General features: G+C 53.1%; 13 protein-coding genes. 7 read left to right on the top strand and 6 right to left on the bottom strand.

Annotation, left to right across the window (positions count from 1 at the left end; all coding sequences use genetic code 11):
• Window positions 1-7: 7 nt before the first annotated feature.
• The 3 genes from ACEN93_RS07250 to ACEN93_RS07240 are packed head-to-tail and all read left to right on the top strand — an operon-like array spanning window position 8 to window position 3,509.
• Complete coding sequence (locus ACEN93_RS07250; protein ID WP_080770671.1) at window positions 8-673, top strand: YjbF family lipoprotein; 666 nt, start codon at window positions 8-10, stop codon at window positions 671-673.
• Between the two features lie 29 nt (window positions 674-702).
• A complete protein-coding gene (locus ACEN93_RS07245) occupies window positions 703-1,434 on the top strand; it encodes a capsule biosynthesis GfcC family protein (protein WP_052266612.1) in 732 nt (243 codons plus the stop codon).
• Window positions 1,431-3,509, top strand: coding sequence for a YjbH domain-containing protein (locus ACEN93_RS07240; protein ID WP_495611250.1), 2,079 nt, complete (start codon window positions 1,431-1,433; stop codon window positions 3,507-3,509). The genes ACEN93_RS07245 and ACEN93_RS07240 overlap by 4 nt, the downstream gene beginning before the upstream one ends.
• Before the next feature lie 373 nt (window positions 3,510-3,882).
• Here the strand turns inward: ACEN93_RS07240 and ACEN93_RS07235 are convergent, their stop codons facing one another.
• From ACEN93_RS07235 to ACEN93_RS07225, 3 genes are all read right to left on the bottom strand, one after another.
• Entirely contained in the window at window positions 3,883-5,277 is a 1,395-nt protein-coding gene (locus tag ACEN93_RS07235) for an undecaprenyl-phosphate glucose phosphotransferase (protein ID WP_074689221.1), read from the bottom strand.
• A 382-nt stretch (window positions 5,278-5,659) separates the two neighbouring features.
• Window positions 5,660-6,319: a winged helix-turn-helix domain-containing protein gene (locus ACEN93_RS07230; protein ID WP_039772761.1), complete on the bottom strand. Its 660-nt coding sequence runs from the start codon at window positions 6,317-6,319 to the stop codon at window positions 5,660-5,662.
• A gap of 291 nt (window positions 6,320-6,610) precedes the next feature.
• On the bottom strand, window positions 6,611-7,351 hold the full coding sequence (locus tag ACEN93_RS07225; RefSeq protein WP_039772760.1) for a winged helix-turn-helix domain-containing protein: 741 nt from the start codon (window positions 7,349-7,351) through the stop codon (window positions 6,611-6,613).
• A gap of 506 nt (window positions 7,352-7,857) precedes the next feature.
• Here ACEN93_RS07225 and ACEN93_RS07220 point away from each other — a divergent pair.
• The gene (locus tag ACEN93_RS07220; RefSeq protein ID WP_495611249.1) at window positions 7,858-8,691 is read left to right on the top strand and encodes an undecaprenyl-diphosphate phosphatase; all 834 of its coding nucleotides are present in this window, start codon (window positions 7,858-7,860) and stop codon (window positions 8,689-8,691) included.
• On the opposite strand, the gene ACEN93_RS07215 is transcribed toward ACEN93_RS07220, so the two are convergent.
• Window positions 8,692-9,072 (bottom strand): DUF2388 domain-containing protein, encoded by a 381-nt coding sequence (locus ACEN93_RS07215; RefSeq protein ID WP_495611248.1) that lies wholly within the window; start codon window positions 9,070-9,072, stop codon window positions 8,692-8,694.
• 75 nt (window positions 9,073-9,147) lie between these two features.
• Window positions 9,148-10,143, bottom strand: coding sequence for a tRNA dihydrouridine(20/20a) synthase DusA (gene dusA, locus ACEN93_RS07210; protein ID WP_115078624.1), 996 nt, complete (start codon window positions 10,141-10,143; stop codon window positions 9,148-9,150).
• 205 nt (window positions 10,144-10,348) lie between these two features.
• On the opposite strand from dusA, the gene ACEN93_RS07205 reads away from it, so the two are divergent.
• From ACEN93_RS07205 to ACEN93_RS07195, 3 genes are read left to right on the top strand one after another with little or no spacing between them, the layout of a single operon-like run.
• A complete protein-coding gene (locus ACEN93_RS07205) occupies window positions 10,349-11,401 on the top strand; it encodes a DNA cytosine methyltransferase (protein ID WP_495611247.1) in 1,053 nt (350 codons plus the stop codon).
• A 12-nt stretch (window positions 11,402-11,413) separates the two neighbouring features.
• Window positions 11,414-13,390 carry an ATP-binding protein gene (locus ACEN93_RS07200; RefSeq protein ID WP_495611246.1) on the top strand — a complete coding sequence of 659 codons (1,977 nt, stop codon included), beginning with the start codon at window positions 11,414-11,416 and terminating at the stop codon, window positions 13,388-13,390.
• Window positions 13,391-13,395: 5 nt separating this feature from the next.
• Window positions 13,396-14,625, top strand: coding sequence for a PP_RS20740 family protein (locus tag ACEN93_RS07195; RefSeq protein ID WP_495611245.1), 1,230 nt, complete (start codon window positions 13,396-13,398; stop codon window positions 14,623-14,625).
• Here the strand turns inward: ACEN93_RS07195 and ACEN93_RS07190 are convergent.
• Window positions 14,622-14,783: a pyocin activator PrtN family protein gene (locus tag ACEN93_RS07190; protein WP_495611547.1), complete on the bottom strand. Its 162-nt coding sequence runs from the start codon at window positions 14,781-14,783 to the stop codon at window positions 14,622-14,624. The genes ACEN93_RS07195 and ACEN93_RS07190 overlap by 4 nt on opposite strands.
• Window positions 14,784-15,040 lie beyond the last annotated feature (257 nt).

Below are 15,040 nucleotides of genomic sequence, written 5' to 3'. Positions count from 1 at the left end.
GCCGACTGTGAAAACGTTGAAAGTGGGCGTGTGCCTGATGGCGGCCGTTTTGCTCAGTGGCTGCAATCCGCTGATGAGCGCTTCGTTGAACAACCTCAAGTCCGCCGTCATCGGACCGGATGAACTCGATGTGTCGGCGGAGCAGGTGGCCGGGGTCAAGTATCCCCAGCTCAAACTGACCACACCGTCCGGTTCCGGGGTGTTGGCGCTGGTGCGCGAGCGCGAGGACCTGCAGTTCTGGGTCGCCTCCGGCAAGCAGGTGCTGCTGATGCGCGACGGCCTGGCCATGCGCACTGTGGGCCTGGGTGTGGAGGGCGATCTGGACGGCACGCGCCTGTCTGATGACTCGCCGTTCAAACAGGGCCTGCATCGCATCACCGACGGCTACACCAGCCGCCGCTGGATCGACCTCTACAAGGGCCAGGAAGTCGGGATCATCGTCAACAGCCGCTTCTCCCGAAAATCCCTGGAAACCCTCGACATTCTCGACAAGGAATACTCCGTGCTGCGCGTCGATGAGCAGATTGACGCGCCGGCCATCGGCCTGCGCGCAACCAACCGTTACTGGGTCGATCCGGTGGACGGTTTCATTGTGCAGAGTGAACAGCAACTGACCTCGCAGTTGCGGGTCAGGATCGTGCAACTGACCCCTGACCGCAGGCATGTCCCGTGAAGGGGCTAAGAGCGCTCTCGGCGTGCCTGATGTTGCTTGCCGGTGCCAGCGAGGCAGCAGTCATCGTCAGCGGTGATGTCGCCAACCCCGGCCCGATCGAATTGCCGGCGGGCGGACGTTTGCGCGATGTGATCGGTGAGGCCGTGCCGAATGCCGAAGGCTACTGGCTGGCGGGCGTCCTGTTGCGTCAGTCATTGCTGGAAGAACAGACGCGGCTCAAGGTCGGCGTGCTGTTCGATCTGGATGTGCTGCAGCGCATGGCGATGCTCTTTGACAAGCCGAGTCGAGCGGCGCTGGCCCAGCGCCTGGCCGAGCAGGTCCGGCAGATGCCGGTGACCGGGCGGCAGATCGCCGATCTCGATCCGGTGGCGGTGGAAGTCGGTTTCGCCCGCAACATCCGCCTCGACGATGGCGATCAACTGATCTACCCGAAACGGATCGATGAAGTCGAAGTGCTGGGCGCCGTCGCCGAGCCGTGCCGCCTGCCTTATCAGCCGTTGCAGGAGGCCCGCGAATACCTGCAGGGCTGCACGTTGCTGACGGCGGATGCCGATGCCGATTACCTGTGGCTGATCCAGCCCAACGGCGAATCGCGGCGGGTCGGCATCGCCCACTGGAACCGCGAGAGCGGGCAGATGCCCGTGGCCGGCAGCAAGATTCTGGTGCCGGTGAAAAACGATGATCTGGATCCGCCTGTCCCTGAACTGAATCAGCAGTTGGCCGAATTGATTGCCACGCAGTTGGCTGAGGTGGTTCGTTGAATTTGCGTTTTGCAGCTGTGTTGTTATTGCCGTGTGGCCTGGTGCATGCCGAGCCACGGATTACCCAGAATGACTTCGGCGGCGTCGGTCTGTTGCAGACCCCGACCGCGCGCATGTCGCCCGCCGGTGAGTTGAGCGTCAACGCCAACCGCACCGAACCGTACAGCCGATACAGCGTTTCGTTGCAGCCGCTCGACTGGCTGGAAGGTTCGTTTCGCTACACCGCCATCACCAACCGTCCGTACGGTTCCGAAGCGCTGAGCGGCAGCCAGAGCTATAAGGACAAGGCGGTCGACGCCAAGGTCCGGCTGTGGCAGGAAAGCCACTGGGCGCCGGAAGTGGCGCTGGGCTTTCGAGACATCGGTGGTACCGGTTTGTTTGCCAGTGAGTTCTTCGTGGCCAACAAGCGCTATGACAATTTCGATTTCAGCGCCGGCATCGCCTGGGGTTACATCGGTAATCGCGGCGATGTCGACAACCCGTTGGGTTCGATCAGTGACCGCTTCAACACCCGCCCGGATCTGGAAGGCACCGGTGACGTCAACGCCGGCTCGTACTTCCGCGGCAAGCCGTCGTTTTTCGGCGGCGTGAGTTACCAGACGCCCTGGGACCGCCTCAGCCTGAAACTCGAATACGAAGGTAACGACTACAAGCACGAGCCCAAGGACAACATCATCAAGCAGGACTCGCCGATCAACCTCGGCGCGGTGTTCAAGGTGACCGATTCCGTCGATCTGAGCGCGGCCTGGGAGCGCGGCAACACGGCGATGTTCGGCGTCACGTTCCACACCAATTTCGTCAGTCGCAAGGCCCCGGCCAAGACCTTCGACCCACCGGCCGAACCGCTGCCGGCGAAGGCGCCAACCGCGACCATGGAAGAGGTCAACTGGGCCGACGTGTCGCGCCGTTTGCAACAGAACGCCGGCTACAAGGTCGAGCGCATCACCCAGCGCGATTCCGAATTGATCGTGTACGGCGAGCAGCAGCGTTATTTCCATTCGCCCAAGGCCGTCGGCCGCGCGAGCCGGATTCTCGACAACAGCGTCAACGACGACATCGACTGGTTCACCGTGGTCAACAAGCGCTACGACCTGCCGCTGGAAGAAACCAGCGTGCCCCGGCAGACCTTCCGCGAAGTGATCAACAACGAAGAACCGCTGGAGTCGCTGCACCGTACCACCGAGATCAATCCGGCAATGCCGCGCAACGAGAAAACCCTCTACACCGAAGCGCCGCAGCACTTCAATTACGGCGTCGGCCTGGGCTTCAAACAGAACGTCGGCGGTCCCGATGGTTTGCTCTATCAGTTCACGGCGGATCTGGATGCCGAGTACCGCTTCAACCGCAACACCTGGTGGAACGGTCTGCTGAGTCAGAACCTGATCAACAACTTCGACAAGTTCACCTACGACGCACCCAGCGGCCTGCCGCGCGTGCGCACCGACTTGCGTCAGTACCTGACCACTTCCGACACCACCATGCCGCTGTTTCAGGTCAGCCACGCCGAGCAACTGGACAAGGATTTGTACGGCATGGTCTACGGCGGTTATCTGGAATCGATGTTCGCCGGGGTCGGGGGTGAGGTGCTGTTTCGTCCGACCGGCAAGCGCTGGTCGATCGGTGCGGACCTGAACTACGTGCGTCAGCGTGAATTCGACCAGGGTTTCGGCCTGCGTGATTACTCGGTCTGGACCGGCCACATCACCGGCTACACCGACCTGCCGTTCGACACGCTGGCCGCGGTCAGCGTCGGGCGTTACCTGGCGGGCGACTTTGGCGGCACGGTGGATATCTCCCGCGAGTTCTTCAACGGCGTACGCTTTGGCGCCTGGGCGACCATCACCACCGCCGGCAGCGCCGAGTATGGCGAGGGTAGTTTCGACAAGGGGCTGTACCTGTCGATCCCGTTCGACGAAATGATGAGCATGTCGACCATGCGCCGCGCCAACCTGGTGTGGGCACCGCTGACCCGTGACGGTGGCGCGCGGCTCAACCGCAGCTTCCAGCTGCATTCGATGACGGACAGCCGTGAAGGGGACATGTTCTACCGGAACTTCGGGAAGATTACCGAGTAAGTTTGGGGGGAGCGGAGAATTAAAGCGGGAGCCTGATGGCTCCCGTTTTTGTTTGTGGTGAAGGGGGATCTTGATGCAGCCGTGATTGCTGTGGGAGCTGGTGTGTTGCGGGTGGTTGGCAGGTTCAAATCTGGTGTTGAATGATCCGGCGCTTTAGCGGGCAAGCCCACTCCCACAAGGATCGGGGAATGCTGAAGATTACGGCATCACCCAAAAACCTGTGGGAGCGGGGCTTGCCCGCGAAGGCGTCCGCTCAGCCGACATCAGAGCATCTGTCACTCCTCGGTTTCAGAACCCCGACCAACCCCAAACCCCGCCCACAAAAAAGGGGACTTTCGTCCCCTTGCGGTGTTGCTTTCTCAAGCCCTGCGTCTCAGTAAATATCCTTCGACAACAGGGTGAACGGCGTCTTCACCAGAATTTTCAGATCCAGCCACAGCGACCAGTTATTGATGTACTTCAGGTCGATCTCAACACGCTTTTCCATCTTGTCGAGGGTGTCTGTCTCACCCCGGCAACCGCTGATCTGCGCCAGGCCGGTGATACCCGGTTTGATTCGGTGGCGGGCCATGTAGGCGAGGATCTTGCCCGAGTAGTAGTTGTTGTGCGCCACGGCGTGCGGACGTGGGCCGACCAGTGCCATGTGCCCTTGCAGCACGTTGAACAGTTGCGGCAGCTCATCCAGCGAAGTGCGACGGATGAAGCGACCGACCGCGGTAATGCGCGAATCGTTGCGGCTGGCCTGCTTGACGTCACGGTCATCGTGAACGCGCATCGAGCGGAATTTCCAGACCTTGATCACCTTGCCGTTCCAGCCGTGGCGATCCTGCTTGAAGAACACCGGGCCCGGCGAGTTGAGTTTCACCGCCAGGGCCACGGCCAGCAGCACCGGGCTCAACAGAATGATCGCCAGCAGGGCGACGGCTTTCTCCACCAGACTCTTGCTCAGCGCAGCGGTCGGGCGGCTGGTCAGCGGGCTTTCGTTGAGGTAGATCGCCGGCAGACCGTCCACGACTTTCACCGAGTGATTGAGGAGCGTCAGGCTGTTCAGGTCCGGCACCCAGACCACGTCAACGTTGGCATCCAGCAAGTCCACATACATCGCCTCGATTTTGGCGGCTTCCGACAGCGGCAGCGTGATGTACAAGCGGCGGATGTCGTGGGTCTGGATCAGCTCGAGCAGTTCGTCCTGAGCGCCGACAACGCGCGGGGCGTCCGCTTCCAGCGACGGGGTATCGCCGTTGCTGACCAGACCAACCAGCGGCAGGTTTTCATGCTGGCTCAGCTTCTTCGCCAGACCCAGCGCCAGTTCGCCGGTGCCGACGATCAGGGTCTTGTGTTCGCTTTTGCGCGAACGCTGGTAGAACTTCGAGAACGCATGCAGCGGTGCGTACAACAGCGCCTGACCGAGGAAACCGTACACCGCCCACTCAAGGATGACCTGGCGGGAAAACAGCGCATCGGCCTTGCAGATGAAGGCGATGAACGCCAGCCCGGCCATGGTCATGAACCAGCCCATGAACAGTCGACCCAGCCCGGTCAGGTAATTGTCTCGCTTTCGATACGCGCCGCTGAAGGTATAAGCCGGCACCGAGGCCAGTACGGCCAGGATCGTGCACATCCGATAGTAGAACTCGACGGTGCCCGTGTGCTGTTCGGCCAGTATGAACAACAGGGAAACAATGAAACTCTGTGCCAGCGCCCATTGGCCCCAAAAGGTCAGTCCCTTGAGGCCGGTGTTTCGATTGATACGAAGAGAAAGATCCATACGATATCCCCAAAAGACGTCCATTCAGGTTTCGACAGTAGAAAACCGAGTTGTTAAGCAGACTTGTTATTGTTGTTTGAGCCAGTGTCCTGAGGTAACAACGCCGGAATGCGGAACTGTCGTCAGTCAATAGACTAAGTTATTGCCGGGGATGCTGTCTGACGAGTTCTAACAAGATGGCACAGTGCCAACTTATTTGAATTTCCAATATTCAAACGTTAGAAAAGGTCGAAAGGCAGGGGGTGAATAATCAATATTGTGTTTGCTATCGTAGGTGGGGTCAGGAGGCGGGTATAACCAGGGAGGGGTGAAACCAAACAGAGTGCTTTTTTATTTTTGTAATCGCACTTGTATCTGTTTGTCTTGTAGTGGGGGATGTTGTTTAGGCAACAACTTCCTGGATCAGGCAATAACCGCGATTGCGTACGGCACGAAACAATCGCTCACCGTTGCTGGCGTTCTTGAATTTGTCTTGAAGACGGCTCAGGCACATTTCCAGTCCCCGGTACTGCTCCGGCTCGCGGCCGATGCTGAGGATCAGATCGTCGCGACTGACAACGCGATCTTCATGGTGCAGCATCTTGCGGACCAGTGCGGTTTCAAGCCCGGTGAGACTGATTTCGACGCCTTCTTTCGTCAATGCACCCTGATCATTGTCCAGATGCCAGGCTTGGGTGCAGGGCGCGTCGGATTCGATCGTTCGGGAAGTATCAGCGGGGTTTTCGGACATGGCCGTGGAATTGTGGAATGAATGCGCCGATTGTGCTGCCAGCCATTCCGATTCGAGGGTGGCCAATATGCGCTGGGTATCATGTTCGATGCTACGTGCGACATGCTTCCTTGTGCCGCGTGGGTAAGTGAACTCCATCAGCATCGGAGTGGAAGAGGGCGAAGCAACACCTTCAATAAACATTTGTGCCTGAGACGTGCCGAACGAATTGAAACGCTCACTGGAGAGAATGCTCTCGAGTTCGCGTTGCGACGCTGAGCTGTTAGTCACGACAACAAAGTATTTTCTTGGGAGGGTCGTGCTGGTTTCCATGTCTCTCTCCTAAAGTACACACCAAATTTGGCGAAAAAATAATGGCAGGCGAGCAATGTTTTCCTCGGAATTAATCGATCAGGCAGGGTCTGGGCCCAAAGATGGCCTCGATAAGTTCCACTCGGTCTGCGTTAGAGTAATGGTTTATTGTTATGTTTAAGTGTTGCAGCGCTCATGCAATTGACAGCTTTTTATTAGATATGTGACGCGGTTAAAACTATGAGAAAGCGGATGTTTGAAGCGTTGCATCAGACGTTCCCTCGTATGCTGCAAAAGAGTGTTTTCCCTGAATCAAGGAGTTGAGATCAACCCCCTCATCAGACGATAGCCATACCCGCGAATGCTCTGTATGGCGTTCGTACCGTACACGTCCTTGATTTTCCCACGCAAGCGGCTGATGGATTTTTCCAGCGCCCGAGGGTCGTAGAATTGGGTGTTCAGCCCCATGATGCTGGCGATTTCATCGTGGCTGAGAATGTGATTGCCGGTCTGCGCAAAGGCTTGCAGGATCTTCATTTCGGCAAAGGAGATATCCAGTTTCTTGCTGGTGTCCGAGAGGCAGATGCGGGTGGGGTCCAGCACCAGGCTGATATCCCGCTGCCATTCTTCGCTGTCGAAGAACTCACCCAGCAGTTCCGCGCTTTCATCGGACAAGGTATTGAGTTTGATACAGAAGTCGGCACCGGCCAGAAAGTACTTGATCTTGTTGTGGGCGCCGCGACCTGTGATCACTGCACAAATAATTGGCTTCAAGTTGTCGTTGCGCAGGTTTTCCACCAGCGCAAGGTTATCTTCGAGTGCCTGAGGGCTGTCGATGATAATGAAGATCGCCCGATACAGGCCGTGATATTCGTTGTGCTGATATGAACTAATGTAGGCGTCGGCTTCAACAGCCACACCGCTCTGCACATGCTTTGCGATTAGCGCGCTAAAGTGTTCAGCCACGCCACGGGTACGACCCAGGGTGAGAACACCTGGTTCGTCGCTTGTGCGGCGCGGGCTTCTAGTCGCTAAGTTACCTGTGAGCATCATGCATTGACTCGAAAAGGTGCTGACATCGGGATGTTAAAGCACCGGTTCTCATCTGTGACTGACAATTGGTAACATTTGGACGAATTTTAGACGTGGCTCCCGAGTTTTCTAACAATAATTAAGCGATTCAAGCTTTTAGTTGATTTTTTCGGGGCTGTGAACTAACGGAATTGAGGCCGTTAGATGGTGGCAATATGGAATGGTGCCACTATTTTGTAATTATCGCGAGCTGTTTTTATGTCCCTTGGCCATCACTCAACTGCATACGTATCAGAGCAGTGTGAGGTGGGTCACATTTTATGGGGAGGCCTGTCTTTTGGCTATAACGTCGACAAGTTCACACACGGACGTTTATTAACATGCCTTGAGTGTGGCTTTTGATAAGACATATTCTCCGTCCCCGAGTCGGGCAATGGGTGTACATCTGCCAATTGTTTTACTTCAGATACTCAATGCCTGAATGCATTTAACAGGGCGCCCGCAAAGAGCGCTCTGACGGAGGATTAATGGATTTACTGACCTTGTTCAAGGTGCTGATTCTTGGGGCGGTAGAAGGCCTGACCGAGTTCCTGCCCATTTCCAGTACGGGCCACCAGATTATTGTTGCCGACTTGCTGGAATTCGGCGGTGAACGCGCCATGGCGTTCAACATCATTATTCAACTGGGCGCCATTCTGGCCGTGGTCTGGGAGTTTCGCCCGAAGATCTTCGAGATCGTCAAAGGCCTGCCGACCCAAAGCAGTGCACAGCGTTTTACCCGCAATCTGCTGATCGCCTTTTTCCCGGCGGTCATTCTCGGCGTGTTATTCGCCGACACGATTCATGAATACCTGTTCAACCCGATCACCGTTGCCGTTGCATTGGTCGTGGGCGGCATCGTGATGTTGTGGGCCGAGCAGCGCGATCATGTAGTGAGTGTCGACCATGTGGACGACATGAAGTGGGCCGACGCCCTGAAGATCGGTTGCGTACAGTGCCTGGCGATGATTCCGGGTACGTCGCGCTCCGGTTCCACCATCATCGGCGGTCTGCTGTTCGGCCTGTCACGCAAGGCCGCCACGGAGTTCTCGTTCTTCCTGGCAATGCCGACCATGGTCGGCGCTGCGGTGTATTCCGGCTACAAGTACCGCGAACTGTTCCAGAGCAGCGACCTGCCGGTCTTCGCCCTGGGCTTCGTCGTAGCGTTCATCTTCGCAATGATCGCCGTGCGCGGCCTGCTGAAGTTCATTGCGAACCACAGCTACGCCACCTTCGCCTGGTACCGGATTGCATTCGGCTTGCTGATCCTCGCCACCTGGCAGTTTGGCTGGGTGAACTGGACGGCGGCCGCAGCCGCCTGATCACTGACTGCTGATCAGTGCGGCGACGGCGAGGTCATTCACTTCAGAGTCGGGCGAATCGTGACGAAACCGCTGCAACGCCGAGGTGAAATATGCGGCTTGCAGCATGCCGTCACTGGCGAGGAAATAACGTGCCGCTTCAATTTCCTCTACCGAATACACACGTTTCTTCAGGCCGGAAATGTCCGACATCCCGTCGACTGTGACCATCGTCGTTGTGAAAACCAGAAAACCAGACATCTGAGTAGATTGAAAAGGGCCATCTCCCCCCTCACCGCAGCCCTTCAAAAAATCACAGGATGCATAGGCGCTTGCAGAGAGAGTCGAGAGTAAAGCGAGGAGGGTGAAACGCTTGAATAAAACACAGCTGAACGCGGGCATAACCAAAAGACATCCTGTCAGTACAACAAAACACCGGGCAACGCTCATTCGTTGCCCACACGCTCAACGCGTCGATCAACGCCCGGCCAGCAACTCCGCCGCCTGATCCAGCAACGCCAGCGGATCCTTGGCCTTGTGGATATCCACCGACAACAACTGACGAAACTTGCGCGCCCCCGGGAAACCGGTGCCCAGGCCCAGCACATGCCGGGTGATGTGATGCATCGCACCGCCGGCCAGCAAATGCTCGGCTATATAAGGCCGCAATTGCGCCAGCGCCTCGGCCCGGCTGATCACCGGTGCGCTGCTGCCGAACAACTGCTGATCCACCTCGGCCAGCAGATAAGGATTGTGATACGCCTCACGCCCCAGCATCACGCCGTCAAAGGTCTGCAAATGCTCATGGCAGGCCTCCATCGTCTTGATCCCGCCGTTCAGAATGAACTCCAGCTCCGGAAAATCCGCCTTCAGCCGCGCCGCCACGTCATAACGCAACGGCGGGATGTCACGGTTCTCCTTCGGCGACAACCCCTCCAGAATCGCAATCCGCGCATGCACCGTAAAACTGGTGCACCCGGCATCCCGCACCGTGCCGACGAAATCGCACAGCTGCTCATAACTGTCCCGCCCGTTGATCCCGATCCGATGCTTCACCGTCACCGGAATCGACACCGCATCACGCATCGCCTTCACACAATCCGCCACCAACTGCGGATGCCCCATCAGGCACGCCCCGATCATATTGTTCTGCACCCGATCACTCGGGCAGCCGACGTTCAGATTCACCTCGTCGTAACCGTGCTCCTGCGCCATACGAGCGCAAGCGGCCAGGTCCAACGGAACGCTACCGCCCAACTGCAACGCCAGCGGATGCTCGGCTTCGTTGTGACGGAGGAAACGCTCGTGATCGCCGTTGAGCAGAGCGCCGGTGGTGACCATTTCGGTGTAGAGCAGGGCGTTTTTCGACAGGATGCGTAGGAAGTACCGGCAGTGACGGTCAGTCCAATCCATCATCGGCGCGACGGAGAAACGGCGGGAGAGTGGGGCGGGTGTGGCGGTGATTGGGGGCATTGGGGGTACGGAATCGGTGTGGCTGGGAGGTGGGGGAGTTTATCAGGAATAGGGGAGGAGGGGCTTGGGAGCATCGGAAGAGTGGGCTGGCAGGTGCTGAGGCTGGTAAATACATCAGTCCTTTGGTTCCCATTTCTTTGCGATGTCGTTTGAGGGGATATATCGTCTTGTGGTATAAGGCTATAATTTTTTTGGCAGGTTTTTAATGAAGGCTTCAGTCTCATCAATGGCTATAGAAAAAAATAAGACTGAAGGCAATAGCCTTTCATCTAATAATCACAAAGTTGTTAGTCTGTTTTGTGGGGCAGGAGGTCTTGACTTAGGCTTCATTAATGCGGGATTTGAGGTTTGCTTTGCTGCAGATTATGACTCCGCAGCAATCAAAACGTATAACAGAAATCACTCTGGCAAACTTGGTCGCGTTATCGATCTTCTGGATACCAGTGTTGAACAGCTATGTGATTCTGTTTCGGAAAGTTGCGGTGAGACCCAGCAGATCACTGGAATAATTGGCGGTCCGCCTTGCCAGGGTTTTTCGCGTGGCAACGTAGGGCGTCATGCAGACGATCCCCGGAATCAGTTGGCTTTAAAATATGCTGCCATAGTTAACTCTTTTTATCATAAGTTTGGGTTGAAGTTCTTTGTTTTTGAAAATGTTCCTGAAATACGCGCTCGGAAGAACGAGAGCTTTCTGAGTGGTCTGCGTGCGGAGTTATCTAAGCACTTTGATATTTATGAGCAAGAGCTCAATGCTAGTAATTATCAAGTGGCTCAGGCGCGTCGTCGATTATTCATTGTCGGCATCTGTAAAAATGCGGGCATCGAAGATTTTAAATTTCCCGCTCCATCTCCACTTAAGGCGAAAGTTGTCAAAGATGTAATAAGTGATCTCCCTGAGCCCGTCTATCTCTCTAGTAAGTTAGTAGCGGAGTCGATCCCTTATCACCAAAATCATTGGACATCTCGACCTAAATCAAAGAGGTTTGAGACGGGGGTTATGCCAACAGGCGGGCGTTCCTTTATCCAATTAGATTGGTGCAAGCCTAGTCGAACGGTTGCTTATGGGAATCGAGAGATACACGTACATCCCAATGGCAAACGCCGTTTGAGCATCTATGAGGCTCTTCAGTTACAAGGTTTTCCTTTCAGTTACGTGCTTGAGGGGAATATGAGTCAACAAGTAAAGCAGGTTTCAAATGCGGTTCCGCCACCAGTTGCTGAAAGGATCGCACAATCAATAATCGAACAAGTACTGTAAAGCGAGTATGTTATGGAAGACGTAGCTGAGAACAGTAAACTTTCCGAAGAGGAGATTTCTCTTCGTAGGCAATTATCGAAAACCAAACTTTATGATGAGCCCGTTGTAGCGACGCTGAAAACTAACGAGCGTGTGTTTGCTCGCATTACAGATGGGATTTATCGCGAACCCGCTTCTGCGATACGGGAATTAATCGCGAACTCCTATGACGCTGATGCAACCGAGGTAAGAGTTTTTACAGATGCGCCTCGGTTTTCCCAAATAGTGGTTCGTGATAACGGGCACGGTTTAGATGAAAATACTCTAGCGCATATTATTTGTAATATTGGTGGTAGTCTAAAAAGAAGCAATGATGGTAAGGACCATGAGGTTACAAGCGAGACTGATAAAAATCTTAGTCCAAATGGTCGGCGTCTAATCGGGAAATTGGGTATCGGGCTTTTTTCCGTTTCACAAATCACCCACCATATTGTGATAGTTTCCAAAGTTAAGGGTGCAAATAAGCGTTTGGTCTGCGATATTATACTTAGGCCTCAATCCGAAGTGGTTGCGGATGTGGATGAGGATACGTATGTTACAGGTCGGGCCGAAATTACTTATGTTCCTGCGGAAGATTTGGATTATTCTGGCACTGAAATTACGTTGCTGAAGGTAAGACCCTTCGTAAGAGAAAGCTTGCAGTCCAAGCTAACTTGGAACGCTATTCAGTATCAGCGGCAGGCAGAGGAAGAGCCTGAAGAAGTTGAGTTTGATCTTGAAGAAGACTTACAGGACTTGCCTCGAGTTCCCGACTTTCACATAGGTGAAGTAGATCCATCAGACAGTGAAAAGCTTATCACCACCGCAGTATTGCCTTGGTTGCCAACAGATAAACCTTTAGAAAAATTTAAGAAATTCGTCTCTAAGGTATCAGAGTTGACTGTAGATGCTAAGCGCGGAAACGTTAAGCTCAAAGAATGCGTAGATTCTTATTTAAGAATGATATGGTCAATTAGTCTCTCTGTTCCAGTGCGTTATATCGAGAAGCATCCATTTGATGTCAGTGCGTCTGATAATGTTGATGTCTATCTTATTAGCAATGGAGGGCGAGGAAGCTCTGCTACTAAGGTAGATTTATTGCCTGGTGAAACGCTTGAGTCAAAGCTTAAGTTGTGTGCGAAGCGTACCGAAAGTGACTTGCCTTTTGATGTTTTTATTGATGATGTTGAATTGCGTAGACCAATTTCTATTGCTGGAGAAGTTGATAATAAGAAAGGACAGCTAATGTTTGTCGGCGGCGCAAGCCCGTCGTTAAGTAGCGTTCCAGAAAGCTATCGAGGCGGTGAACTCGAATTTGAATATTACATGCTCTGGAATCACAAGGTAGTACCGTTGGAGCATAATGGCTGTTTAATTAGAATCAACGGGGCAACGGGTACTCTATTTGACGCAAGCTTTCTCGACTATCAGATTTCCGAGCAGACACGACTTCGGCAGTTAACCGGTGAAGTATTTGCTATTAAGGGGCTGGATCCTGCGCTAAATATCGATCGAGAGTCATATAACGTTGCTCATCCACACTATCAATATTTGAAGAAGTGGATGCACAACGCTCTTCGTCAATTTATGAGCAAGAATAAGTCGTTAAGTAAGGGTAGCGCTGCAGTAAAAAATAAAGAGAAGGTTGACAAAATCAAGGAGGATATCAACTCCGTAGTTCAAGTTTTTACTGAAACTAAGTCGGTAAAATTTTATTCGTCTTCGAAGGGTGAGCAGCCGTCTCTCTTGGACTCTCCCGGCACCATTAATATTGATCGCGGCGTTGTTTTTTCGGGTGCACGGCCCGTATCCAGTACCGAGAAGGCGCGAATGGCGCTTCACGAAGATAAGCTTATTGCTGTTGCCAATATCCTAGAGTCTTACGGTCTCCTTTCAAGTTTGACTTCAACTGAAGTAGAAAAACTAATCAGTGCCATCGGTAATATATTTCTTTTGGATGTTAAGAAATGATAAGCATGGATCGCGGTGACGAGTTGGATTCGGGGCTTGGTTACGAAGATGTTAGCCATGCGAAGGTGATTCTTAAAAAGAAGTTTTTGCCTTGGCATAAACCACGCAAACAATTTATTCGTAGTAATCAATGGAATAAGGTAATCGCTAGCCTGATAGACTCGCTTGATTTGAAGTCAAAAGCTCGTTCATTGGAATATCTGAGTCTGCCTGGCCCTGATTTACTCGATGTAAGAGCTTTGTATTCGACTTGCGCGGAAAAGGCTGTGCGTATTAGATTCACCGGTCTGAATGCAATTCCGGTTGAGGATAAAGAGTCGACAATGGATCAGCTTATATCTCTTGATGAGCTGCGTGGACTCGAATTTGTCGATCCCTCTTCTGGTGTTCATCAAGATAAGCTCGAAAGATTGTCAAATAAGAGTTCGATTGCGTACCAAAGTGTTATTAAGCAAGCGCCAACTTATGACGTAATAAATATTGATCTGTGTGGAAGCTTTTTGGAGTCTCCACCTATGGAATCTCAAAGTAACTACTATGAAGCGCTTTTTGAGCTCCTGAGGTACCAAGCTGACAATAGGACTGAAGATTGGCTGTTTTTTATTACCACTCGCACCAATGAGGATATGGTACATGCTGATACATTTAAGCAGTTTGTAAAAATTCTAGAAGGTATTTTTGATTTAGATAGAGCTGTTTATGATAAATGTATAGAGTTGAGTATTTTTGGCGCGGAAGTTCTCGTTGATCAGAAGATTGATACATCAAAAATTGACAGTGTTTCTTTTAATAATTTGGTAAGTGCTGGAATTGGAAAGTGGGTTCTTAGCGCATTGGCATCTCAGGCTCCGGCCTATAAGTCTAAAATGCTTAAGCTGTTCGGCTATAATGTTAAGCTAGACCCGAAGTCCACATGTGACATGATATCGTTCGGGTTTTGGTGCTCCAAGATACCAACTAAGGCTGTTGACGTTTTTGGACTGGCTGCGGGTGGTGTTAACCAGCAAAGCGAGGATGCTGCCGTCGCTGTTAGTAAATGCAGGATATCGGTTATTGAATCGATATCTAATATTCTCGATGTGGATCAGCATCTTAGAAGCGACGAAGCATTTGAGGAGGCTCTGACATCATCTGTAAGACTTATGAAGTCCGCCAGATATGATGTGGACTCGTATGTAGAGTGGGCGAGGGGTGAGCATGCCAAGGTGATTCAACTGCTGGCTGCTCGCGGTTAATTAGAGTTGGGTGCAGGTATGTTATTCTCTGCGCCCACCTTCGTCATCGGCCCATATTTTTTATGATCAGCTTTCGCTCTCGTCCGATGAATGTCTATATACGTTGCTAAATCAGAAAGGTGAACTCCTAAAGCTGCCTTTTGAGACTTGGCACTCAACCTTATATTGGGGTGCCTATTTCTCCTGATGGTTTTCAACAGTTAATCCCATGTGATCAGCGCAAACTTGAATTGGCGGCGCTACAGTTGGCACTGCGCGATGGATGGGTGCGATTTGACGAGCTCAAATTCGTAGCATTGTTTTAAACAAAAAACTCGATCGTTTAAATGAGCCTTGTCGTAGTCATCCAAACCCTACACAACCTTGCGCCACCCCCTACACCTAAGACAGAATCCGCCGGCTTGTGCCTCTAGCA

The organism is Pseudomonas sp. Pseusp21 (genome assembly GCF_059492145.1).
The sequence above is the reverse complement of the archived record's forward strand: the minus strand, read 5'-3'. Positions and strand labels throughout refer to the sequence as shown.

Excerpts from the sequence above, each read along its gene's own strand:
- ACEN93_RS07205 (WP_495611247.1), top strand. The coding sequence starts at position 10,349 with ATGAAGGCTTCAGTCTCATCAATGGCTATAGAAAAAAATAAGACTGAA.
- ACEN93_RS07235 (WP_074689221.1), bottom strand. The coding sequence starts at position 5,277 with ATGGATCTTTCTCTTCGTATCAATCGAAACACCGGCCTCAAGGGACTG.
- ACEN93_RS07225 (WP_039772760.1), bottom strand. The coding sequence starts at position 7,351 with ATGATGCTCACAGGTAACTTAGCGACTAGAAGCCCGCGCCGCACAAGC.
- ACEN93_RS07220 (WP_495611249.1), top strand. The coding sequence starts at position 7,858 with ATGGATTTACTGACCTTGTTCAAGGTGCTGATTCTTGGGGCGGTAGAA.
- ACEN93_RS07200 (WP_495611246.1), top strand. The coding sequence starts at position 11,414 with ATGGAAGACGTAGCTGAGAACAGTAAACTTTCCGAAGAGGAGATTTCT.
- ACEN93_RS07195 (WP_495611245.1), top strand. The coding sequence starts at position 13,396 with ATGGATCGCGGTGACGAGTTGGATTCGGGGCTTGGTTACGAAGATGTT.
- ACEN93_RS07215 (WP_495611248.1), bottom strand. The coding sequence starts at position 9,072 with ATGCCCGCGTTCAGCTGTGTTTTATTCAAGCGTTTCACCCTCCTCGCT.
- dusA (WP_115078624.1), bottom strand. The coding sequence starts at position 10,143 with ATGCCCCCAATCACCGCCACACCCGCCCCACTCTCCCGCCGTTTCTCC.
- ACEN93_RS07230 (WP_039772761.1), bottom strand. The coding sequence starts at position 6,319 with ATGGAAACCAGCACGACCCTCCCAAGAAAATACTTTGTTGTCGTGACT.
- ACEN93_RS07245 (WP_052266612.1), top strand. The coding sequence starts at position 703 with ATGTTGCTTGCCGGTGCCAGCGAGGCAGCAGTCATCGTCAGCGGTGAT.